Genomic DNA, 21,284 nt, shown 5'->3' with positions numbered 1-21,284 from the left:
GAGCAATATATGCAGTCAACGGAGTTAAAACTTATACTGGTCGATCCTATTCCCGAACTCTGCGAGCAATGGCAGCTCAAATTTGAAGGGCAATCTCAGGTTGACATCATCAACGGTCGGTTTGAGGATCTCTCCCAATATGACTGTATGGTGAGTGCTGGCAACTCGTTTGGCCTGATGGATGGTGGCGTCGATGGAGCCATTACCCGCTTCTTTGGGCTGGATCTCATGGATCGAGTCCAAACCCATATCCTTCAGCACTTTCGGGGCGAACAACCCGTAGGCACCTCATTTATTATCGAGACTCAGCATCCCCAACATCCCTTTCTCGCCCATACGCCAACAATGCGCGTGCCCATGTCAATTGCCACGACCGATAATGTCTACCAAGCCATGTGGGCCATGCTGTTAGCGATCTGGCATCACAACCAATCCCATGCAAAACCAATTCGCAGTGTTGCTTGTCCAGGTTTAGGAACGGCGACGGGTCAAATGCCCTTTGAGCGAGCGGCTAAACAAATGGCGCTGGCTTATAAAAATTTCTGGCATTCCCCAGAGATGATTAGCTGGCCCTTTGCCATTACCCGTCAAAATGCAATTGGTGCTGGAGGGGATTAGAGTAACAATCTAGCGGCTTCCCCTCCTAACCGCTGGAATATAAATTTATGAGGTATAAACTATTGGACTTCAATCGCTCTAATCAAGAACCCACCAATGAGTAGAAGCAAAAACAATCCAGAACCCAGACTAATTTTTAAGTTTGTGACCCTGTGTTTTACGGACTTATCGCGGACAATCACTTCCTCTAACATAGGTGGATCATTAGTACTGTTGTGCTGCCCAATAACGATGATGTCATCACCCGCTTGAATCAGCGATTCTTGTACTTTAATTCCCTCTTTTAAGCCAATGAAGCTAGTGCCGATATTTCTTTCTTTGAGGGCTAACAATGTGTGGGGCTGTTCAAACTCTGTATTCAAATACTGCTGATCTTCAAAGTAGGGGTGAGTCAAATCAAATGTTTTGAGTTTGATCTGTACTGGACCGGTAGGGGTTTGAATACTTAAATTTTCTAGTCCCTGCCGTTCTTTGAGAACGGTATGGTAGGAGTGAGAATGATGACTGCCTTGGTTGTACTTTTTGACTAGGAATTCATAGGCAATGCAGGGGATTTCGCTAACGGGAGAAATCTCAACTCGTTGAGCATCAATCGCAGATGCCTTTCCCGCCAGTTCCATCTGCCCCACTTGGTCAGGACGATAAGGGAGTGTTGATGAGACTGACCTCAGCTCTCCATAAACACCAGTGATAAACCAGGCAAGCGCGAGGAGTGCGAGTAACCCACTGATTAAGTTTGAGGGATTTAGCTTTTTCATACACAGTGAGACGCTGGGGGAGGTTAATGTGCGTTCTAACCCGTCACAATCCGCTTCACTTGATTTAAGCCTTTGACCGTATAGGGCGCATATCGCCAGCCCAGATCTAGCCAGAAGGCTCGTTTTAAAACACTTTTTTGATGGGAAAACGTATCAAAACTGGCTTTGCCATGGTAGCTGCCCATACCACTAGGACCGACTCCTCCAAATGGTAAGGTACCGACCCCGACATGCAAAACCGTTTCATTGATACAAGCCCCTCCCGATGACGTTGAGGTCAACACTTGTTGCTGTTTGTCTTCATTTTTGGAGAAGAAATAAAGAGCCAAGGGTTTAGGACGGGCATTTACCTGAGCAATCGCTTCATCTAAAGTGCTGTAAGTCAAAATCGGCAAAATGGGACCGAAGATTTCTTCCTGCATAATTGGATCGTCCCAAGTGACCTGATCGATCAACGTCGGTGAAATATAGCGGGCTTCTGGATCGGTTTGACCGCCAACAATCACTTCACCATTGTCTAGAAACTGGGTCAGTCGATTGAAATGACGCTGGTTGATGAGTCGACCAAAGTCAGGACTATTGGCAGGATTTTCACCATAGAAGTTGTGAACGGCTTGCTTGAGATAGGTAACAAACTCATCTTTGATGGTGCGGTCAATCAGCAAATAATCAGGGGCTACACAGGTCTGACCTGCGTTAATAAATTTGCCCCAAATGATCCGCTTTGCTGCATGCTCAAAGTGAATCTCTGAATCAACAATGCAAGGGCTTTTACCCCCTAGTTCTAAGGTGACCGGGGTGAGGTTTTCCGCCGCTGCCTTCATCACTTCTCGACCAATGGCAGTGCCTCCGGTGAAGAAAATATGGTCAAATTTCTCGGCCAACAACTGTTTGCTGGTGTCTGCTTCCCCTTCAACCACCGCAATATAGTTTTCAGGAAAGGTATCACCAATCAGCTTAGACACGACTTGAGCGGTATGTGGAGCATGTTCTGAGGGTTTGAGAATCGAGCAGTTCCCAGCTGCGATCGCACCCACTAACGGATTAATCAGCAGAGAAAAGGGATAGTTCCAGGGAGCAATCACCAGGACCACACCTAGCGGATCCGGTTGAATCCAGGCCGATGCAGGAAAGACATCGACTCCCGTAGCGACGCGCTGGGGCTTCATCCAGGTCTTGAGCTGTTTGATAGCGACCTTGATTTCTCCTAAGGCCGCAATTTCAAAGTAAGCCTCAAAGGCTGGACGTCCTAAATCAGCTTTCGCAGCAGCAACAATGTTATCTTGACGCTCAATAATCACTTGCCGCAACTTTTGGAGTTGGGCTAACCGAAATTCATAGGATTTTGTCTGCCCAGTCTCAAAATACGTTCTTTGAGCAGCAACCAATTTCTGAATTGGAGAAGTGGTGAGTTGGGCAGTCATTGATGGGGTCTCCAGGGAAAGCATCCATCTTCAGGATAATCAGTTTTATTACTCTTTATTGGAGTTTTTAATTCACTCAGACCATTCAGGAGTGGTTCCCTGCCCCCAAAATCTGGCACTGGTTCCGTTGCGTGGGAAAGCTATAAAGCTTACAGAGAAAGGGATACAACCTCATATACCACTAGAGACAATGCAAGACAATTTGGCCGTCAAAACTCGCAAACCCTTGATAGCTCATTTCAGGATATCTAAGCCTCTCTTGAGGCTTAATTTCTAAACCCCTTAATCAAAAAGGCTTTCAGAGTCCCATGTAGCGGAACCAGTGCCTTCAATCTGGGCCAGCGGGAAAGCGAAACCGCACTAAGCAAAGGCTTTATAAAGTTGAGGGTAAATCATTGCACCTACAAAAATCCCAAGTTGAGCGATCACGATGCTTGGACCGGATGGTAGGTTCAGTCCTGCTGACAACAGCATCCCCACAACTGCACTGATTGCCCCTAAGCTGGCTGAGAGGACGATATGATGTTTGAATTGGCGACACAGTAATCGCGATGCACAGGCTGGAATTACGATAAAGGCGCTAATCAAGAGTACCCCAACAGCTTTGATTGAAATTCCCACGACCAGAGCCAGGAGCACAATAAAAGTGGTTCGATGGAATGAGACGGATACACCGCGTGCAACTGCAAGGGGTTCATTCAGGGTGATTAGCATCTGCGTCCGAAACGTCAGTCCCATATACAGAGCACAAGCTAGCAGCAACCCCCCACAAATAAACAAATCAGCCGTGTGCACCGCTAAAATATCGCCAAATAAAAGTTGGTGAATCCCTCCTTTGTAGGTGCCTGTGAAACTCAGAACAATAACCGCGAGGGCCAAGGAAGATGAATAGACAATATTCAGCAGCGCATCGGTCCATAGCCGCGTACGTTCCAGCAGATAGGTCACGCCTAAGGCAAACAAGACCGCAAACGGGAGGACAATTGCCGTGGGGTTCCAGCCCAACAGTATCCCGAAACTGAGACCTAGCAGGGTAGAGTGCCCCAATGCATCGCTAAAAAACGAGAGTTGTCGCAGAATCGTGAAGCTGCCGAGCATCCCGCCTGCTAGTCCAGTGAGGACGCCGCTGATTACCGCCCGCTGCATAAACGGAAACTGGAACAGGTCGATAATTCGAGTGATTTCGCTGGCAAGAGACATGGAATGGGGTGACGAACTACAACGAACAGGAATGATGATAGCGGGCAAATTCGGGGCCATAAACCGTACTCAAGCTTTCCCTAGAGAGAGCCACTTCAGGAACTCCCTCACAAAGCAAAGTGCGGTTAATACACAAGACATGATCACACTGGCGCTGCACCATATTCAGATCATGAGAGACTTGCAAAATGGCCCATCCATGCTGTTGTTTGAGCTGGTTTAGCAATTGGTAGAATTCTGCTTCTGCCCGCAGATCTAGACCTGCAGGGGCCTCGTCTAATATCAACAAACGACGCGGCCTAACCAGACAATAGGCCAGTAGGACCCGCTTGGTTTCGCCCCCCGATAGATCGCTAATTCTTTTCCGTTTCAGATGGAGCGCTTCCACCTGGCCTAGGGCTTGATGCACCGCAATCTGTCTTGCTCTGTGCCCCGTCCAGGGCCATTGGAGACCGAGGGTATGCCAGCCTAAACCCACCACTTCTTCGACGGTCATGGGAATCCGGCGATCGAAATTAAAGTTTTGCGGGAGATATGCGATCGCATCCCGAATCTTCCCTGGCAGTCGGCCTTGGGGACTCAGGGGATGACCGAGCACCTCCACTTGGCCCACCCGACGCGGCAGTACCCCCAGAACGGCTTGAATCAGACTACTCTTTCCCGCGCCATTGGGGCCAACGATGGCTACATTGGTCCCTGCCTGCACGACAAACGACACTTGTTCCACTGCAACATGTTTGTCGCGAACAACCGTTAGTCCTGAAACCCTTAGAATGGCCTCTTGCAAGTTTGAACCTCCTAGAATTTCACCTGAACCCACTGGGGTAAGGTCGCGATAGTCTTTTGTTTGGGCTGTGCTGGCATCCAAGACTGAGGCTGACTGCCAAAAGCGGTGGTCAGATTTTTAAGATTGTCTCGCATGGTCGTCAAGTAATAATCTGCCTCAAGGGCATCCGTTCCGCCCGTTTCTAAGGGATCAAACGTGCCCACCTGAACCTTTAAATCCTGGGCCAGGGCTGTAAACGGGTTGCCTGCAGCCTGGGGCTCAGACAATAGGGTCTTTAAGTTCGAGGATTTCGCTGCATTAATCACCCGCTTGACATCTTCAGGGGAGGCATTCTCGTCGGGAATGCCCACTAGATACTCCACCTTTAAGTCATAGCTACGGGCAAAGTAGTCCGCAAAATCATGATAGGTGACGAAGGTTTTACCGGCAAAAGGCTTGAGTTGCTCGGTAAATTCCGTATCGAGTTTTTTCAACTCATCGATGTAGGCAGCGGCATTGGCTTCATAGGTAGACTTTCCGTCCGGGTCCGCTTTAATCAAACCATCCCGAATATTTTCAACCTGCTGAATGGCTCGCTTCGGATCTAGCCAAATATGGGGATTATTTTCACCATGGTCATGGTCATGGCCGCCTTTGGCATGGTCTTTCTCCTCGTCATGATCCTTGCCTTCAGCATGGTCGTCGTCTTTATGGTCTTCACCTTCAGCATGGTCCTCGTCATGATCATGGTCTTTGCCTTCAGCATGGCCCTCGTCTTTATGGTCTTCGTGGTCATGCTCGTCCTTTTCGCCTTTATGCTCATCCCCGTGCTCTTCATGCTCTTCTTCGTTGGGGATAACGGCAATGCCTTCACTGGAGTCAACCATGGCTAACTCGCTATTGTCTGCATTTTTGATCATGTCCTCTAGAAAGGCTTCCATTTCTAGACCGTTTATGACTAAAACATCGGCCTTGGCCAGGCTCTGGATATCCTCGGGTTTGGCCTGGTAGTCATGGGGACCAACATTGTCGGGCATCAATTGCGTGATCTGGGCGCGATCGCCTGCTACCGCTTTCGTAAAGTTGGTGATCGGTACAAAGGTCGTGATCACGTGGAGCTTCGAGCCCCCTTGAGTAGAACTGGGGTCCCTCGAGGGAGACGAGGCACAGCTACCCAGGGCCAGTGCCGACAGCAAAGCAATGGAGAGTTGATATTTTTGCAGTCGAGAGGGACGAGAAGGATGAGGGGTCATGGCAACATTCCTAATGGTTGAGAAAAGGGCAAACGCAGGGCAATTATGGAAGCCAGGTCAGTGCAACCTGCTTGGCAAAATAGGTCAAAATTAAATCGGCTCCCGCCCGTTTCATGCTGGTCAACGTTTCCAGCACCACGGACGGTTCATCAATCCAGCCTCGTTCAGCAGCGGCTTTAATCATGGCGTACTCACCGCTGACGTTGTAGGCGACCACAGGCAGGGTGGTGGCTTGCTTAATCCGGCTAATAATATCCAGGTAGGCGAGGGCGGGTTTCACCATCACTAGATCTGCACCCTCACTCACGTCTAAAGCCACTTCCTTCAGGGCTTCGCGGGTATTAGCAGGATCCATTTGATAGGTTTTCTTATCCCCAAACTGGGGGGCAGAGTCCAGAGCATCGCGAAAGGGACCATAGTAGGCGGAGGCATATTTGGCGGAATAGGCGAGAATTCCCACTTGGGTCCACCCAGCAGCATCCAAGGCTTGGCGCATGGCGCCCACCCGACCATCCATCATGTCTGAAGGGCAGACAAAATCAGCGCCTGCTTCGGCCTGACATAGGGCCTGCTTCACTAACACGTCTACGGTTTCATCATTGAGAATGACGCCGTCTTCCACAATCCCGTCATGGCCTGCGCTGCTGTAGGGGTCTAGGGCCACATCCGTCATCACCAGCAGTTCAGGAAATTCCGCCTTGATCGCTTTAACGGTGCGAGGCACTAAACCCTCGGGGTTATAACTTTCGGTGCCCGCATTATCTTTTTGCTTAGGAGGGATAAGGGGAAACAGGGCAATGGCTTTAATCCCTAGTCGTGTCACGACTGCCAATTCCTTGAGCAATACGTCCAGGGAGTAGCGATAAATCCCTGGCATGGATGGAATGGCCTCCTCAATCTCCGTCCCCTCTCGCATAAACACGGGATAGATCAGATCATCGAGGGTTAGCTGAGTTTCCCGCACCAATCGCCGCAAGGCGTCAGTGCGTCGTAACCGCCGAGGTCGATGGCGGATAGCAGGGGTGCTAACGGACGGATTGACCTCAGATTCTTGGGGCTTAGGTTGGGAAATGACCATAGGGATTGAGAAGAATGATAATCGTTATCATATCTTAGGAAATTGGACTAAGCAGAGGCTTCAGAAAATCTTTTTCTTTCGTGGGAATATCTCGGTACTGAGAGCTTTTTCATTCTTAGGTTCTAACGATGCTATAGCACCTGTATAGGCTGCTGCAGTGGGTTAGAGCCTCAGATCCCCCAGAAGTAACTGGGAGATCTAGTTGAGACTTTCTGTGGGTCATTGATGTGGATGAGATCGGCTAAGAGGTTAAACAGTCTCGAAGCTGATGCTGTAGTTTTGGGGTATCTAACTCGCGACCAATCAGGACGAGCTGTGTCTTGGGGGTTGCAGGCCACTTGTCCGCGTCTAAGGTGTAGCGTTTGCCGCTGAGCTGGAAGATATAGCGGGGGGTAATGGTGCCAAACCATAGGAATCCCTTAGCTCGAAAGACATTTTCTGAAAGGTCATCGGCGAGCCAATCTTGGAATTTGTCCAAATCAAATGGTTGATCGCTCTCAAACGCCATCGAGACCAACCCATCATTGACGAGGTGGTTGGAGTGATGGTGGTGGTCGTGGCAGTGAGGGTCATGGTGATCATGCGTCGTCTCAGCCATTGCTTTTGCTTCTGCGGTATAGTGCTCTGGCTGAAAGAGATTCGTATCTAAAATCAATGGCAGGGGGATGTTGCTGTTTTGCGATGGCCGAAGGCCGGTCAGAGACCATCGCAAAATCCGTGCCTCTCCTTTCTGCTCTCGAACCCATGCCTCCAAGGTATCGACCTGTTGAGGGGCAGCTAAGTCCGTTTTATTGAGCACAATAATGTCAGCATAGGACACTTGGTTAAGGGCGGCTTCACTCTCAAAATGCTGGGGGGAGAAGGCTTCTGCATCCACTAGGGTGACGATGGAATCTAGTTGGGTTAAATTCCGCAGGGGCGGCATCGCAAACGTGAGTGCTATGGGCAATGGATCGGCTATTCCCGTTGTTTCGATCACCAAGTGATCCACCTTCTCGTTCCGCTCTAAAATGCTGTAGACCGCTTCCACCAAGTCGTCGTTGATGGTGCAGCAGATACAGCCATTGCTAAGCTGCACCATATCTTCCTCAACAGAAACCAAGAGCTGGCTATCAATATCGATATCACCAAACTCATTGACCAACACCGCGACTTTTAGATCCTGGCAGTCTTGGAGAATATGATTGAGCAGTGTGGTCTTACCGCTGCCGAGAAAGCCCGTAATGATTGTCACGGGCAACCCTCGTTTGGGAAGTTTCAGATCGGTTTGGGGTGAGGCTTGTTGAGTGGGAAGTTGAATCATGAGTGAACTCCGGTTGAGGTGAGTTGGCTCTGGATGAATAAGCTGAAGAACGAATCACTGCAGCAGATAGTCTTACCGTCGCTTGGGAGTAGAGAGCTATTCAAAGCGCCGCGCACTTGTGGCGAGGGTGGGGGAAAGATCAGGCATCACCATAGACATCAGGGCATATAGAGTAAAGGGGGGCTTTTAAAAATGATAATCATTATCATTGACCACATCAAGCGGTGGAACTATATCGATACCTTATGCAGGGTGAGTAATTTGTGAGATAGCGGTTTTGCGATCTCAAAAGGGCGTATTTAACAGTTGGGGGTGAGGGCTTTCAGAGGTTTTCAAAGTCAACTCCCCTAACCTTGGGATACGCGCGATCGCAAAATCCATACCCCCCATTTCTGCTCTCGACCCCATGCCTCCAAGACGTCTACAAGTTGAGGCGCAGTCTAAGTCCATGGAATTTTAGTTATGTCTAAGAGGCACCAAGATATAATGGTTCTAAGTGCTGGCGACTATATTGGTTATGCCCTTAACATCACATATTGTTCATAGCGACCCCGATATTTTGGGAGGAACTCCTGTTTTTGTGGGGACACGCGTACCCATAAAGAATTTACTTGATTATCTCGAAGCAGGCGATTCACTAGAAATTTTTCTAGACCATTTTCCTAGCGTTAATCGACAACAGGCGATTGCAGCCCTTGAATTAGCAAAGGAAATGTTGATGGCCTATGCGAATCCTGCTTGATGAGTGTGCCCCGCGCCCTTTGAAGCGTGAGTTCGCCGATTACGATATACGCACAGTTGTTGAGATGGGATGGTCAGGGAAAAAGAATGGTGAATTGCTGCAGCTTATGAGACAAGAGGGCTTCACGGTTCTCCTCACTACAGATCAAAATTTGCGTTATCAGCAGAATTTGGTACAAGCTGGAGTGGCAGTCGTTGTTCTTGTAGCAACCAGCAACAAGCTTTCTGACTTACTTCCTCTGGTACCAGATACTCGTGACGCGTTGAATACGATTACGTTAGGTGAAGTGATTGAAGTTGGAGGTTCCTGAAAGTATGTATCGGAAATCTCGGCTCTGTAGAGTGCTCGCCAAAATCAGTGATTGAGGCATCAAATCAAAGTAAGACTAGTTATTCTTTACAAAGAGATATGCTGCAAACACTTTGGGCTACGATTCGCCAAGGAAAAATTGAACTTCTGGAATCAGCAGAGCTTCCCGAAGGAACCAAGGTGCTAGTTACGCTGCTGCCTGATGATGAAACTGGTTTTTGGCTACCAGCAGCAAGTCAAACGTCATTAGATGCTGTGTGGGATAACACTGAGGATGATGTGTATGCCCAGCTACTCTAAGCCTGACATTGTGTTACTTCGCTATCTATTAGCGGATTTGTCAAGCTCCACAGTAAGACCTAATTTCAGATTTATACGGTACTTGGCAGATAATACTCCAAAGTCGGAGTTATCAGCCGCTATGTATCTAATTGTAGTTAGATCACTTCATCCATGAAGAGCTATTATTGCTGGAAATGTGAGCGAGAAATGCCATTTCTGGATGAGCAGGAATGGCAGCAAATAGAACCTTTACTTCCTCTCGCCAAGCAAGAACTAATCGACTATCGCATTGCTCATAATTGTGATTTGACGACTGCAAAGAGAAATTGTTATTCCCAGGCAACTCAAATCTTTGAATTAATGACAGGTTTGCCAGGTTTCCACTTTGATGTTATTTACCATCACCGCTTGTGTGATTGGGGGGAAGAATGTCCCAGTTGTGGTCACCTATTGCGCACACCAAAAGCCTCATTCTGTGCTAATTGTGGTTGGCGTCCAGAAAGCAAGCCATAATTTTAGAATGCATCAAGCTAACTAACCAGTGCAGCGGTACGATCGAATCACGCTTATGATTTGACTCTTTGAAATTAATGCTTGCGCCCTTGACTGAGTGCCGTTAGCCTTCATAAAAGCTGCACTGGCTACCATAGTTGGGGTCGTAGAGTAGAAACAGTAGTTATAGCCATGATTTTAAAAATTGAACTGGAGCAAGAAGAAGATGGACGCTGGATTGCAGAGATTCCAGAACTATCTGGGGTCATGCTCTATGGCCAAACACAAGAGGAAGCTAGAACCAAAGTACAAGCTCTAGCCCTACGAGTGCTTGCAGAACGCATTGAGAATGGTGAAACTCAACCTGAATTGGTCAGCGTTACATTTAATGCTGCATGAGCAAGTGGGGAAGTACCAAGTCCAAGCGGGTTTTAGCAGCGCTACTCAAAATTGGCTGGATGGTGAAACGGCAGTCTGGCTCGCACTGCATCTTGTCCCGTGATGGCTGGCCAGATTTCGTATTTGCTTTCCATGACAGGGAAGAAATTGGGCCTCGTATGCTAGCGCGGATTTCAAAGAAAACTGGGCTTGGGCCTGATGATATATAAACTGGCTGCATCGGACGTTTGGCATACACGGCCAGAATGTTCTTATCAGTGGGAGTGGGATGTTGCTAGTTTGCGATGGTCTCCAACCGGCCTTCGGCCATCGCAAACTAGCATATTTAGCAGTTAGGGGTGAAGGCTTTCAGAAGTTTTCAAAGTCAACTCCCCCAACCTCGGGATACGCGCGATCGCAAAATCCATACCCCCCATTTTTGCTGTCGCACCCATGTCTCCAAGTGTTGAGGGGCACCTCGGAGTTATCTTACCTCTTGCTTGATAATGCCCTTATCTCGGATTCATATGGTAGTTGGCGGATAATAACTCTCCAGCCGGAGTTATCAGCCGCCATCCGTATAATTTTAGTTAGATGTCCGTCTATCCATGAACATTCTTAGTTGATAAAATTTTTTGCCTAATTATGAAAGATGTCGAAATCTCAAAAATATCAGTGTAATTTCCTACCTTTTCTAGTACATAGAGATCCACAGGCTAAATGGGGCATCTTTCAAGATCTTAATGTTTATATTTATTGTTACCAGTTTTCTAAAGGCATATCATTTAGCTTAGTAATTGGGAGAAAATGGAATGATTTCATGCATTCATCTTGGATTTGTGGTGGATATGATGAGTTATTCATAGTGCTCATCTGTAAATATGATACACATCCACATGAATGGGTTTTATTTAGAGATACTCACTACGAAAAAATCCATCATGGCTATAAGCCTAAAAGTCTCAAGAAATACATTAAGCTTGAGAAGAGAACTAGGGAAATTATTTATAATAAACTAATAGTAGGTCCCGCTAGTTTTCCATTTAAAAACTATAACAAATATGCAAATTATTCTTTTAAGGATTTTTCCTCTGAAAGTTATAGAGATGACGGATAGCTCTAACGTTAACTGGGCACTTCGAAAAATAGATTTGAATGCTGCCAAGGACATTACAAAAGCTCAATCAAACTTTGAGCAGCCCAATGAACTTGAAGAAGTCTGCATTTAGGGATCAATTACCATGTCAACATCAATAGCAGAATTATTACCCTCGATCTCAGCCTTATCCCATGCTGACAAGTTCCGGTTAGTTCAGTTGGTGTTAGCGCAACTGGCGCAGGAAAATGATGTTGAAGTCGAGGAAATACAACAGTCTGCTGCCCCTTTTAATCCACAACTATTTTTCGGAGTTACCCACTAGCCCAAGCAAGCCATTGACGACTACTTAGCGAGTACCCGTGAAGGTTGGTGCTAGTGGCTTACTTGATTGACACCAATTGAGTGCTGCAAGGCAAAGCCTTTGGCCTGTTTGTATGTCACGGTCTTGAAGGTGATTTGATTGCTGGCGGGATTATAAAGGGTATAGGTTGCCTGTCCGGGCTGGCGTCCAACATTGCCCACACCGATGATGCGTCGAGGCGTGTAATTTTGTGGTGGGGTCGACTGAGTGCCATCTAGGGTCATGACCGTAGAGCGTAGATCCCCTGGCTCAATCCAACATTCAAAGGCTAGTCCTGAGCGGCCACAGAAGAGATGGTTGGCATCGGCTCGAATTAAGCGATGCACTCAGATTCTCGGCCAATACTGCGGCGTAATCATTTTTATCTCTACTCGTGCCTGTGACTGCAACCAATTGGGCCTCCCACAAATACTGAAAACTTAATCTCGTGTAGTCCAGTAATATATCCCTGACCGTTTAACGTGATGCGTTATAGAATGGATACACAGCACAGCACCATTAGTGGATGATCCGAACCTTTAAAGATAAAGAGACTCAGAAAGTCTTTGAGCGTCAGCGTTCTCGCAAATTACCCTCGGACATTCAGCAAGTGGCATTGCGGAAACTGCGGATGCTAAATCGAGCAGAAACCCTTCAAGATCTTCGCGTCCCACCGGCTAATCGATTGGAGCGCCTTGTTGGTGATAGAAAAGGTCAGCACAGCATTCGGATTAATGATCAATGGCGAATTTGCTTTTTGTGGCAAGACGGTGATGCTTTAGACGTAGAGATCGTTGATTATCATTGAGGTGGAAGTATGAATGAAGAGAAGCTGATGCCAGTACATCCTGGTGAGGTACTTTTAGAAGAGTTTCTAAAGCCAATGAATCTTAGTCAAAATCAGATGGCTTTGGCACTTCGAGTTCCTGCACGACGGATTAACGAAATTGTTCATGGAAAGCGACGTATTACAGCGGATACAGCCCTTCGTTTAGCTCGTTATTTCAATATGTCGCCACGATTTTGGTTGGGATTGCAAATGGATTACGACTTGGATGTGGCTGAGGATGAAGTAGGGGAGCAACTCAATAAAGAAGTGGTTGCCTTAGGGAGTGAGCCTTCAAAGCAATAAGCGATCGATCGCATATGCATCAATTGCCCAAAACACCTCTAGGAGTGCTGAACAGCAAAGCCTTTGGCCTTACTGTATTTCACGGTTTTAAAGGTGATTTGATTGTTGGCAGGATTATAAAGAGTATAGGTTGCCTGTCCAGGCTGGCGTCCAACGTTGCCTACACCGATGATGCGTCGAGATGTGTATTTTTGGGCTGGGGTCGTCTGCGTGCCCTCTAGGGTCATGACCGTGGAGCGTAGATCCTCTGGCTCAATCCAACATTCAAACGCGAGTCCTGAGCGGCCACAGAAGAGGTGATTGGCATCGGCTCTAATTAAGCGATCGCACAATTGCATCGCCGGTGTATCCGGTGTGAGTTCATCTGCATAACCCACTGTACTGCCATGTATCAGCAGGCAGTCTAATTCGTGAAATCCAAAGTGGAGCGATCGCATCCACTGTACGGACTGCCGGGAGACCGATTCCCAGAGACGCTGAACTGCATCGGCCCCCTCTTGGTCTACCAGCTCTGGGGCATCGGGTAAGCTGCCCAACCCGTATAAATTAAAGCACTGCTCTTCCCACCAACCGATACAAATTTGGGGCTCTAATTCCCCAGCACCCGGAGACTGAAGTCGTCGGATTACGGCCTCGTTATCTCCCTTGAAGCCCACAAAATCGCCTAAAACATATACATCCGACACCGGAAAGCGCTGTCGACGGATATCTGCCAGTACCGCCTCATAGGCGCCGAGATTACCTTCTATCCCACTTAAAATTGCCCACTGTTCCATTTTCTACCTCCTGAATTGGGGCCAGCTACCGCTGACATACATGACTAGGATCGTCGGCTCGTTCGGCAAACTCCATCCCCCGCGCTAAGCGCCAGGCAAAAATGGGCGGCAAACCCTTGTCAATAATGGCTGCACAGGTCTTCTCATAGTCATAGGGCACCTCCTGAAGGGTGACCTGGGCCGTATCCGTGTCATAGAGAACGTAGGTGGCATTGGGACGTCCATGGCGGGGTTCTCCCACGGATCCGGCATTGATAATTCGCTTCAAAGACGCCGTGAACTGATGCTGCTGGTCGTCTTGTCCCGGTTGGTGAACGCGCACGGAGAGCTTGCCATCCTCTAGCTCCCGCACATAGGGAACATGGGTATGGCCACAGAACAAGACATCTGCGTCGGTGGAGACCACCCGCTCTAGGGCCGCAAATCCATCCATGCTGGGCAGTAAATATTCATGCTGACTGTTGGGACTCCCGTGGACAAAGGCTAGGTTCTCAGTCTGTAGGGTCAGGGGCAGTTGGGCCAGATAGTCCCTCACCTCTGGATGGATGACTTGGTTGGTCCATTCATGGGCTTGCCTTCCCCGCTTCTCTGCGATCAGGGAAGGATAGCTACATTCACAGGCATTCAGACCTTCGACCACATCTTCATCCCAGCAGCCCTGGCAGGTGGGAATATCGAGGGAACGAATCATCTCCACCACGGCATTGGGGTAGGGACCGTAACCGACTAAATCACCCAGACAGTAAATTTGGTCGGCTTGATGGTGATCAATATCAGAGAGCACGGTATTCAGGGCCTCATAATTGCCATGAATACAGGAAATTACCGCAAGTTTCATGCTGAACCTTTTATACAGGGCTTAAGGCTTGGTATTGCTGTTGATAATAGGCAATGATTTGATCAGTAAGGCCTCCATCCAAGAGGGTTTCGGAGATGATTTTGGGCTGGAGGTTGTTGCCTATGACTTCAATCCCACTCCAGCGATCGGGGCGTCCTTCTAGCCAACGGGGAATATTGAGTTCGGTATATTCAACTCCCTCCAGCCCGGCCACAAAATCAATGTAAAGGGCTTGGCCATCGGGCATCTCAAAGATACCTTTGATGCGATGCACCTCACCATAGGCCCCCTCTATTAGTTCCGTCAGTACCACCTCTAAGCTGGCAGGATCAAAGACTTGCCCCTGTAAGGGGGCGTGCCATCGCTCCGGTGGCTGGGTTGCATTTGGAATCGCAATATCGTTCCCGGTCACAATCTCATCTGCCCATTCGTGCCAGGCAGACTCTTGCAGATCAGGCGGCAAGACAGCCACGTGATGACAGGGAAGTGCCTTCGGTAGAAGAGGTTCTATGGGCTCAAGAAAGTCTAGCTCTAGATAAATGACTGCTCCGTCGGGCAGAGAGGAGAACACCTGGGGCGCTTGCAGATCAGACATGACCTGAACCCAAGGGAAACAATAGCCAATTCGAATCAGGTCAACGGGGCTTCGGTCTAGTCCCGGATAGAAATAATAGGAGAGAGCCGTTTCATTCTTTAAAAACTGGTTAATCCAGGTGGTTTTACCGCTGCCAAAGGGGCCAGCGACGGCAATAACAGAAGGACTACTCATGGGGCAAGACACTGATGGAGCTGATATTGTAATTGTTTTTCATCTAGGTTACGGCCAATGCACACCAGTTGGTTTCTGGGGGGATCATGCCAAGCTTCGTCCTGAAGCTGGCTCCGTTTACCACTGAGTTGAAATAGATGTCTGTGGGGACTTTCGTCAAACCAGAGAACCCCTTTCGCTCGAAAGACTTCTGAGGGGAGCTGATAGTCCAGAAATTTCTGGAATTTTCTTAAGCTAAAGGGGCGATCGCTTTCAAAGGGGACAGCGACAAACCCGTCATTCTGCAGATGCTGGACTCCTGAGGGTGAGCCTGTTTCCATATCCTCGGAATAGAGATCCACATCTAAAACGCTGGAAAGGGGCACTTGGCCATAGGTCATCGGCAGTATCCTGGCCTGGGGCTTTAGGTGCCGAATCTCAGTCTCTACAGACTTAAGCTGCTCTTGATCGACTAGATCAGTTTTATTCAACAGGATGATGTCACCATGTTGAATTTGAGCAAGGGCCGTCTGACTTTGGAAATGTTCAGCCGTAAAGGTCTCAGCATCCACAACGGTCAAGATTGCATCCAAACGGGTCAGGCTCCAGAGTTCAGTCGCTCTAAAGGTGAGCATCAGCGGATAGGGATCGGCCATCCCGGAGGTTTCCAAAAAAATGGCATCTAGCCCCCGTTTCCCGGCGGACGTTTGCATTTGGTTATAGGCCAAGACCCGTCGGAAGGCCATCAGAAAATCATCCTTGATCTGGCAGCAGATGCAGCCGTTAGACAAGGTCACCAGATCTTCATCCACGGTCACCAGAATTTGGCTATCAATGTCAATAGCTCCAAATTCATTGACAAACACTGCCGCACGTCGATCCCCCAAATGGCGCATTAAATGGTTTAAGAGAGTGGTTTTACCACTCCCCAAAAAGCCTGTGATCAGGGTGACGGGCAACCGATATTCAAAGAGTCCAGGGACAGGAAGCATAGTGCTGTTCGGTCCAAGCTGTGGGTACTAGCGAATAGCTGGTGCGTGGGCGATCAGGTTAAAGAACTCTTGGCGAGTGCGGGCATCGCTAGAAAAGACGCCTCGCATGGCGCTGGTGGAGGTCCAAGATCCGGGTTTTTGCACCCCTCGCATCACCATACACATATGACTGGCTTCTACCACCACAGCCACCCCTTGGGGCTTTAGGAGGCCCTGCAAGGCATCCGCAATTTGGGCGGTTAACCGTTCTTGTACCTGAAGCCGCCGAGCATACATTTCACAGATGCGGGCGATTTTCGACAGGCCAATCACTTTGCCGTTGGGAATATAGGCTACATGGGCTTTACCAATGATAGGCAAAATGTGATGTTCGCAGGAACTAAAGAGATCAATATCGCGCACTAGGACCATTTCATCCAGGTCTTCAGAAAAGACGGCCCCATTCAGCAATTCATCCAGGGATTGCTGATAACCCGAAGACAGAAATTTTAAAGATTTAACCACTCGCTTAGGGGTATCTCGCAGACCTTCTCGATCAGGATCTTCACCCATACCCAGCAATAACGTACGGACGGCGGCCTCCATTTCGGCCTCCGAGACGATGGGCTGAGCTTCAGTGGTAATCGTCTCAGGAACAAATGAAGGGATGGAAGGCACGGTCATAGAAACTCCTAACGTGGAAAGGGATAAGGGGACACTTCAAGATCCAGTCGGCTCTAAAAGCAAACTGGCATTATACAGATATAATGATAATCATTATCATATGCTTAAGCAACCCTTCACCCTTCCCTTCAAGCCTCCATGTCTACTGCTTCTTCGACCCTGTCAGCGCCCAATTCCACCGAAAAATTGCAGCGACTCCGCCACACCTGCGCCCATGTGATGGCCATGGCGGTGCAGCATCTGTTTCCTGAGACGAAGGTGACGATTGGTCCAACGACTGAGAACGGTTTCTACTATGACTTTGACCGTGCCCAGGCATTTACGCCAGAGGATTTAGATGCGATCGCAACTCAGATGCGGCGGATTATCAAAGCCAATTTGCCGATCATCCGCGAACAAGTGGATCGCGATCAGATGCAGGCCGAACTGGAACAGTTGCAAGAACCCTACAAATTAGAAATATTGGCCCAGATTCCGGCGGGGGAAACCATTACCCGCTATTTTATTGGCAGTCCTGATACCGGACGGACCCAGCATCCCGAGGCGGAAGCCTCACTAATTGAGCCTCTACCAGTGGCCCCCAATGAATTTTGGTGGGATCTGTGCTCAGGTCCCCATCTCAACAGTACGGGGGAACTGCACTCTAAGGCCTTTATGCTTGAAAGCGTCGCCGGAGCCTACTGGCGTGGCGATGAAACCCAAGCGCAGCTGCAGCGGATTTATGGAACCGCCTGGGAAACACCGAAGCAGTTAAAAGCTTACCTGCACCAAAAAGAAGAAGCCCAGCGTCGAGACCATCGCCTGTTGGGCAAAAATCTGAAGCTTTTTAGTATTGAAGACAACGCTGGCGGAGGACTGGTCTTTTGGCATCCCCGAGGGGCTCGAATTCGCCAGGTCATTGAAACCTACTGGCGACAAGCGCATACACAGGGGGGATATGAGTTGCTCTATACCCCCCATATGGCCAATCTAGATCTGTGGAAGACCTCGGGTCATTTCGACTTCTACCGGGACAGCATGTTTGATCAAATGGAAGTGGAGACCCAGGCCTATCAGATCAAACCCATGAACTGTCCTTTTCATGTGCTCACCTATCAGCACGATCTCCATTCCTACCGAGAGTTTCCCCTGCGGTGGGCGGAGTTGGGGACGGTCTATCGGTACGAACGCTCTGGGACCCTACATGGACTGATGCGGGTCCGAGGCTTTACCCAAGACGATGCCCATATTTTTTGTCTACCGGATCAGGTGGCCGACGAGATTTTGGCGGTTCTGGATCTCACCGAAACGGTTTTATCGGACTTTGGCTTTCGGGATTATGAGGTTAATCTCTCAACCCGGCCTGATAAATCGGTGGGCAGTGATGATATTTGGGACTTGGCTACTCAGGCCTTGCGTACAGCCCTAGAGCGTAAAGGCTGGGATTACCTGACGGATGAAGGCGGGGGTGCCTTTTATGGACCGAAGATCGATCTAAAGATACGGGATGCGATCGGGCGGCTGTGGCAATGCTCCACGATTCAGGTGGACTTTAACTTACCCGAGCGCTTCAAGATGGAATATGTCGCCGCAGACGGAACGCGGCAGCGCCCGATTATGATTCATCGGGCCATTTTCGGGTCTTTAGAACGATTCTTTGGCATTTTAATCGAGAATTATGCGGGAGATTTCCCCCTATGGCTAGCTCCTGTACAAATTCGGCTACTCGTCGTCAGTGATGCCCAACGTCCCTATGCCCTTGAAGTCTTAGCGCAGCTTCAGCAGCAGGGGTTTCGGGCTGAAATCGATCAGACGGGAGAGCGTTTAGGAAAACAAATTCGCCAATCAGCCCTGGAAAAAATTCCGGTGGTCGCCGTGGTGGGTCAAAAAGAAGTCGAAGCCCAGGCCCTCAATATTCGAACTCGGCATTCAGAAGAGCAGGAGCTATTGAAGCTCCCCGAACTGTGCGAAAAAATGCAGGCCGCCATTGATGCCAAACAACACATTTAGAGTAGGAAAAATGATGAACGTTGCCTATCAGCCCTGCAGCTCAGATCATCCCCAGCAGAGAACATTTCTCAGAATCAAGAATGCGATCGGAATGCTACTGGGCTGCTGTGTACTATTGAGTCTTTTTTGTACACCTGTTTTAGCTGAAACTGGCTGCCCAACCGTGGCCCCATCGGAAATTGCTGATTTGTTTGAGCAGTGGGATCAGTCTCTGAAAACGGGACGACCGAGTGAAGTGGTCAAAACCTATGCCCCTGATGCCATTCTGGTGCCCACGGTGTCCAATCGCGTCCGACATACCCCTGCTGAAATTGAAGATTACTTCCAAGGCTTTCTGGCCCTTAAGCCGAATGGTCGGATCGTGGAGCAAAATATCCAGGTTTTTTGTGATCTGGCTGTTAATTCTGGTCTCTATGCCTTTGCAGTGGTCAAAGAAGGCCAACCGTCCGATCTGATGGCGAGATTTACCTTTGTCTATCGCAAAATGGGCGATCGCTTGCTAATCGTTGATCACCACTCTTCAAGCATGCCGGAAAAAATGTCTTAAAGATGCTTACTGCTTTACCCATCCTTTTCTCTGAGGCCTATTATGACTCTCCTATTTGCTCAACGTACCTCTGTCGAAGAAGTTGAAGAAGGAACGCTGCTTTCCCCCAAATTTGATGCAGACGGTTTAATTCCTGTGGTGACCACAGATGCCCAGACGGGTGAACTGCTCATGCATGCCTATATGAATCAGACTGCACTGATGAAAACGATTGAAACGGGAGAGGCCCATTACTACAGCCGCAGTCGCCAGACCCTCTGGCACAAAGGGGCGACCAGTGGCTTAGTTCAATACGTCCAGCAGTTACTGATTGATGATGATCAAGACTGCCTATGGATGCGGGTGACTGTTGCGGGTTCTGGAGCCAGTTGCCATGTGGGCTATCGATCCTGTTTTTATCGTCAAATTCCCGTAGGGACAGAAGCAGTGGATAGCTCCTCTCCCATTGCCTTGACCTTCACCGAAGCTGCTAAAACCTTTGACCCTAAACAGGTCTATGGAGATGCCCCTAATCCAACTCAGCTTTGATGGGTTCAGCCGACTTTGAATCAATGGAGTATTAAAGATGCCTCTACGTCAGCAACCTTCGCCTCCAACTCCTTGGGATCGAGGGTTGGATCAGCCTCAAATCCATGAGTCAGCCTATGTGCATCCCTCAACGAGCTTGATCGGAGATGTTCGTCTAGGGCATCAGGTCTTAATTGCCCCCGGCACATCCATTCGAGCAGATGAGGGGATGCCCTTTTACATCGGTGGGAACACCAATATTCAGGATGGTGTGGTCATCCACGGTTTAGAGCGAGGGCGAGTCACCGGAGATGATGGTGAGTCCTACTCGGTCTGGATTGGTGAACATACCTGCATTACCCATATGGCTTTGATTCACGGACCTGCCTATATTGGCGATGATTGTTTTATCGGCTTTCGATCAACGGTGTTTAATGCCAAGGTCGGGCACCGCTGTATTGTGATGATGCATGCGCTGATCCAGGATGTGGAAATTCCACCTGGAAAATATGTTGGATCAGGAGTTGTAATTACCAACCAAAGCGAGGCTGACCGACTACCGGATGCTAAGACCACCGATCATCGTTTTTCTCATCATGTGGTGGAGATCAATCGAGCCTTACTGGCAGGCTACCGATGTGCAGACGATGTTGCCTGTACTACACCGCTGAACAATGGCCATCGCTCTGAGACAGCTCGACCTCAGACTGACAGGCTCCAAGAACAGCTGAGCGCTGAAGTGCTGGAACAGATTCTGGGTCAACTTCGGTTAGGGAATCAAATTGGCATTGAACAGGCCGATGCTAGACACTTTAAGGTTGGATCTTGGCAAAGTTGTCCACCCCTTGAGGGGACCTATCCACAGCAAGTTCTGGACAGTCTCAATCGCAGAATGACGGAATATCAAGGTAACGCAGTGCGAGTCTTCAGCATCGACTCCCATAAACAACGGGTGATGGAGTGGCTCTTGCAAAGGCCTATTCTGTCTTAGTGCGTTTCTCAGTAGAAGAGCTAAGCTATGCGCAATAGCCGATCTCAGTTCATTTCATC

27 protein-coding genes are annotated in these 21,284 nt (G+C 48.9%); 14 read left to right on the top strand and 13 right to left on the bottom strand.

What is annotated here, in order from left to right; genetic code table 11:
- The first annotated feature begins 9 nt into the window (after window positions 1–9).
- On the top strand, window positions 10–618 hold the full coding sequence (locus ON05_RS17270) for a macro domain-containing protein (RefSeq protein WP_039780302.1): 609 nt from the start codon (window positions 10–12) through the stop codon (window positions 616–618).
- 59 nt (window positions 619–677) lie between these two features.
- Here ON05_RS17270 and ON05_RS17265 read toward each other — a convergent pair whose 3' ends face one another.
- The 7 genes from ON05_RS17265 to ON05_RS17235 all read right to left on the bottom strand — a co-directional run bounded on the left by ON05_RS17265 (window position 678) and on the right by ON05_RS17235 (window position 8,400).
- Window positions 678–1,376, bottom strand: coding sequence for a hypothetical protein (locus tag ON05_RS17265; protein WP_010474034.1), 699 nt, complete (start codon window positions 1,374–1,376; stop codon window positions 678–680).
- A gap of 35 nt (window positions 1,377–1,411) precedes the next feature.
- Window positions 1,412–2,800, bottom strand: coding sequence for an aldehyde dehydrogenase (locus ON05_RS17260; RefSeq protein ID WP_010474036.1), 1,389 nt, complete (start codon window positions 2,798–2,800; stop codon window positions 1,412–1,414).
- A 360-nt stretch (window positions 2,801–3,160) separates the two neighbouring features.
- Window positions 3,161–4,000 (bottom strand): metal ABC transporter permease, encoded by an 840-nt coding sequence (locus ON05_RS17255; RefSeq protein ID WP_010474039.1) that lies wholly within the window; start codon window positions 3,998–4,000, stop codon window positions 3,161–3,163.
- A gap of 16 nt (window positions 4,001–4,016) precedes the next feature.
- Window positions 4,017–4,787, bottom strand: a complete 771-nt coding sequence (locus ON05_RS17250; RefSeq protein ID WP_010474041.1) for a metal ABC transporter ATP-binding protein — start codon at window positions 4,785–4,787, stop codon at window positions 4,017–4,019.
- 11 nt (window positions 4,788–4,798) lie between these two features.
- On the bottom strand, window positions 4,799–6,019 hold the full coding sequence (locus ON05_RS17245; protein WP_010474042.1) for a metal ABC transporter solute-binding protein, Zn/Mn family: 1,221 nt from the start codon (window positions 6,017–6,019) through the stop codon (window positions 4,799–4,801).
- Between the two features lie 43 nt (window positions 6,020–6,062).
- Window positions 6,063–7,097 carry a porphobilinogen synthase gene (hemB, locus tag ON05_RS17240; RefSeq protein ID WP_010474045.1) on the bottom strand — a complete coding sequence of 345 codons (1,035 nt, stop codon included), beginning with the start codon at window positions 7,095–7,097 and terminating at the stop codon, window positions 6,063–6,065.
- Between the two features lie 241 nt (window positions 7,098–7,338).
- A complete protein-coding gene (locus tag ON05_RS17235; RefSeq protein ID WP_010474046.1) occupies window positions 7,339–8,400 on the bottom strand; it encodes a GTP-binding protein in 1,062 nt (353 codons plus the stop codon).
- A 517-nt stretch (window positions 8,401–8,917) separates the two neighbouring features.
- On the opposite strand from ON05_RS17235, the gene ON05_RS17230 reads away from it, so the two are divergent.
- From ON05_RS17230 to ON05_RS17200, 7 genes are all read left to right on the top strand, one after another.
- Window positions 8,918–9,142 (top strand): DUF433 domain-containing protein, encoded by a 225-nt coding sequence (locus ON05_RS17230; RefSeq protein ID WP_010474048.1) that lies wholly within the window; start codon window positions 8,918–8,920, stop codon window positions 9,140–9,142.
- Window positions 9,126–9,452, top strand: coding sequence for a DUF5615 family PIN-like protein (locus ON05_RS17225; RefSeq protein ID WP_010474050.1), 327 nt, complete (start codon window positions 9,126–9,128; stop codon window positions 9,450–9,452). Before ON05_RS17230 ends, ON05_RS17225 begins: the two co-directional genes overlap by 17 nt.
- Before the next feature lie 98 nt (window positions 9,453–9,550).
- Window positions 9,551–9,751: a hypothetical protein gene (locus tag ON05_RS17220; RefSeq protein ID WP_010474052.1), complete on the top strand. Its 201-nt coding sequence runs from the start codon at window positions 9,551–9,553 to the stop codon at window positions 9,749–9,751.
- A gap of 153 nt (window positions 9,752–9,904) precedes the next feature.
- Window positions 9,905–10,246, top strand: coding sequence for a hypothetical protein (locus ON05_RS17215; protein WP_139025792.1), 342 nt, complete (start codon window positions 9,905–9,907; stop codon window positions 10,244–10,246).
- A 171-nt stretch (window positions 10,247–10,417) separates the two neighbouring features.
- Window positions 10,418–10,624, top strand: a complete 207-nt coding sequence (locus ON05_RS17210; protein WP_010474056.1) for a type II toxin-antitoxin system HicB family antitoxin — start codon at window positions 10,418–10,420, stop codon at window positions 10,622–10,624.
- Window positions 10,621–10,833 carry a type II toxin-antitoxin system HicA family toxin gene (locus ON05_RS17205; RefSeq protein ID WP_010474058.1) on the top strand — a complete coding sequence of 71 codons (213 nt, stop codon included), beginning with the start codon at window positions 10,621–10,623 and terminating at the stop codon, window positions 10,831–10,833. The genes ON05_RS17210 and ON05_RS17205 overlap by 4 nt, the downstream gene beginning before the upstream one ends.
- Before the next feature lie 1,011 nt (window positions 10,834–11,844).
- Window positions 11,845–12,024, top strand: coding sequence for a hypothetical protein (locus ON05_RS17200; RefSeq protein ID WP_010474063.1), 180 nt, complete (start codon window positions 11,845–11,847; stop codon window positions 12,022–12,024).
- Window positions 12,025–12,074: 50 nt separating this feature from the next.
- On the opposite strand, the gene ON05_RS17195 is transcribed toward ON05_RS17200, so the two are convergent.
- On the bottom strand, window positions 12,075–12,389 hold the full coding sequence (locus ON05_RS17195; protein WP_010474065.1) for a hypothetical protein: 315 nt from the start codon (window positions 12,387–12,389) through the stop codon (window positions 12,075–12,077).
- A 179-nt stretch (window positions 12,390–12,568) separates the two neighbouring features.
- Between ON05_RS17195 and ON05_RS17190 the strand changes: the two genes are divergently transcribed.
- Both ON05_RS17190 and ON05_RS17185 read left to right on the top strand, forming a co-directional pair.
- On the top strand, window positions 12,569–12,850 hold the full coding sequence (locus ON05_RS17190) for a type II toxin-antitoxin system RelE/ParE family toxin (protein WP_010474066.1): 282 nt from the start codon (window positions 12,569–12,571) through the stop codon (window positions 12,848–12,850).
- 9 nt (window positions 12,851–12,859) lie between these two features.
- Complete coding sequence (locus ON05_RS17185) at window positions 12,860–13,174, top strand: HigA family addiction module antitoxin (protein ID WP_010474067.1); 315 nt, start codon at window positions 12,860–12,862, stop codon at window positions 13,172–13,174.
- A 38-nt stretch (window positions 13,175–13,212) separates the two neighbouring features.
- Here the strand turns inward: ON05_RS17185 and ON05_RS17180 are convergent, their stop codons facing one another.
- The 5 genes from ON05_RS17180 to folE are packed head-to-tail and all read right to left on the bottom strand — an operon-like array spanning window position 13,213 to window position 17,191.
- The gene (locus ON05_RS17180) at window positions 13,213–13,950 is read right to left on the bottom strand and encodes a metallophosphoesterase (RefSeq protein WP_010474068.1); all 738 of its coding nucleotides are present in this window, start codon (window positions 13,948–13,950) and stop codon (window positions 13,213–13,215) included.
- A gap of 25 nt (window positions 13,951–13,975) precedes the next feature.
- Window positions 13,976–14,788: a metallophosphoesterase gene (locus ON05_RS17175; protein WP_010474069.1), complete on the bottom strand. Its 813-nt coding sequence runs from the start codon at window positions 14,786–14,788 to the stop codon at window positions 13,976–13,978.
- 10 nt (window positions 14,789–14,798) lie between these two features.
- Window positions 14,799–15,557 (bottom strand): GTP-binding protein, encoded by a 759-nt coding sequence (locus ON05_RS17170; protein WP_010474070.1) that lies wholly within the window; start codon window positions 15,555–15,557, stop codon window positions 14,799–14,801.
- A complete protein-coding gene (locus ON05_RS17165; protein ID WP_010474071.1) occupies window positions 15,554–16,528 on the bottom strand; it encodes a GTP-binding protein in 975 nt (324 codons plus the stop codon). Before ON05_RS17165 ends, ON05_RS17170 begins: the two co-directional genes overlap by 4 nt.
- Before the next feature lie 27 nt (window positions 16,529–16,555).
- Window positions 16,556–17,191: a GTP cyclohydrolase I FolE gene (folE, locus tag ON05_RS17160; RefSeq protein ID WP_010474072.1), complete on the bottom strand. Its 636-nt coding sequence runs from the start codon at window positions 17,189–17,191 to the stop codon at window positions 16,556–16,558.
- Between the two features lie 138 nt (window positions 17,192–17,329).
- Here folE and thrS point away from each other — a divergent pair, with 138 nt between their 5' ends.
- Genes thrS through ON05_RS17140 form a run of 4 tightly spaced genes read left to right on the top strand, consistent with a single transcriptional unit; the run spans window position 17,330 to window position 21,225 of the window.
- Complete coding sequence (thrS, locus tag ON05_RS17155; RefSeq protein WP_010474073.1) at window positions 17,330–19,180, top strand: threonine--tRNA ligase; 1,851 nt, start codon at window positions 17,330–17,332, stop codon at window positions 19,178–19,180.
- Between the two features lie 10 nt (window positions 19,181–19,190).
- Window positions 19,191–19,727, top strand: coding sequence for an SgcJ/EcaC family oxidoreductase (locus tag ON05_RS17150; RefSeq protein ID WP_262561893.1), 537 nt, complete (start codon window positions 19,191–19,193; stop codon window positions 19,725–19,727).
- A 42-nt stretch (window positions 19,728–19,769) separates the two neighbouring features.
- Window positions 19,770–20,255: a phosphoribosyl-AMP cyclohydrolase gene (gene hisI, locus ON05_RS17145; RefSeq protein WP_010474077.1), complete on the top strand. Its 486-nt coding sequence runs from the start codon at window positions 19,770–19,772 to the stop codon at window positions 20,253–20,255.
- A 37-nt stretch (window positions 20,256–20,292) separates the two neighbouring features.
- Entirely contained in the window at window positions 20,293–21,225 is a 933-nt protein-coding gene (locus ON05_RS17140; RefSeq protein WP_010474080.1) for a ribulose bisphosphate carboxylase small subunit, read from the top strand.
- The last annotated feature ends 59 nt before the right edge of the window (window positions 21,226–21,284 follow it).

It is taken from the genome of Acaryochloris sp. CCMEE 5410 (genome assembly GCF_000238775.2).
Classification (GTDB): Bacteria; Cyanobacteriota; Cyanobacteriia; order Thermosynechococcales; family Thermosynechococcaceae; genus Acaryochloris.
Note: the sequence above shows the minus strand (reverse complement) of the source record. Positions and strands in the feature narration are given on the sequence as shown.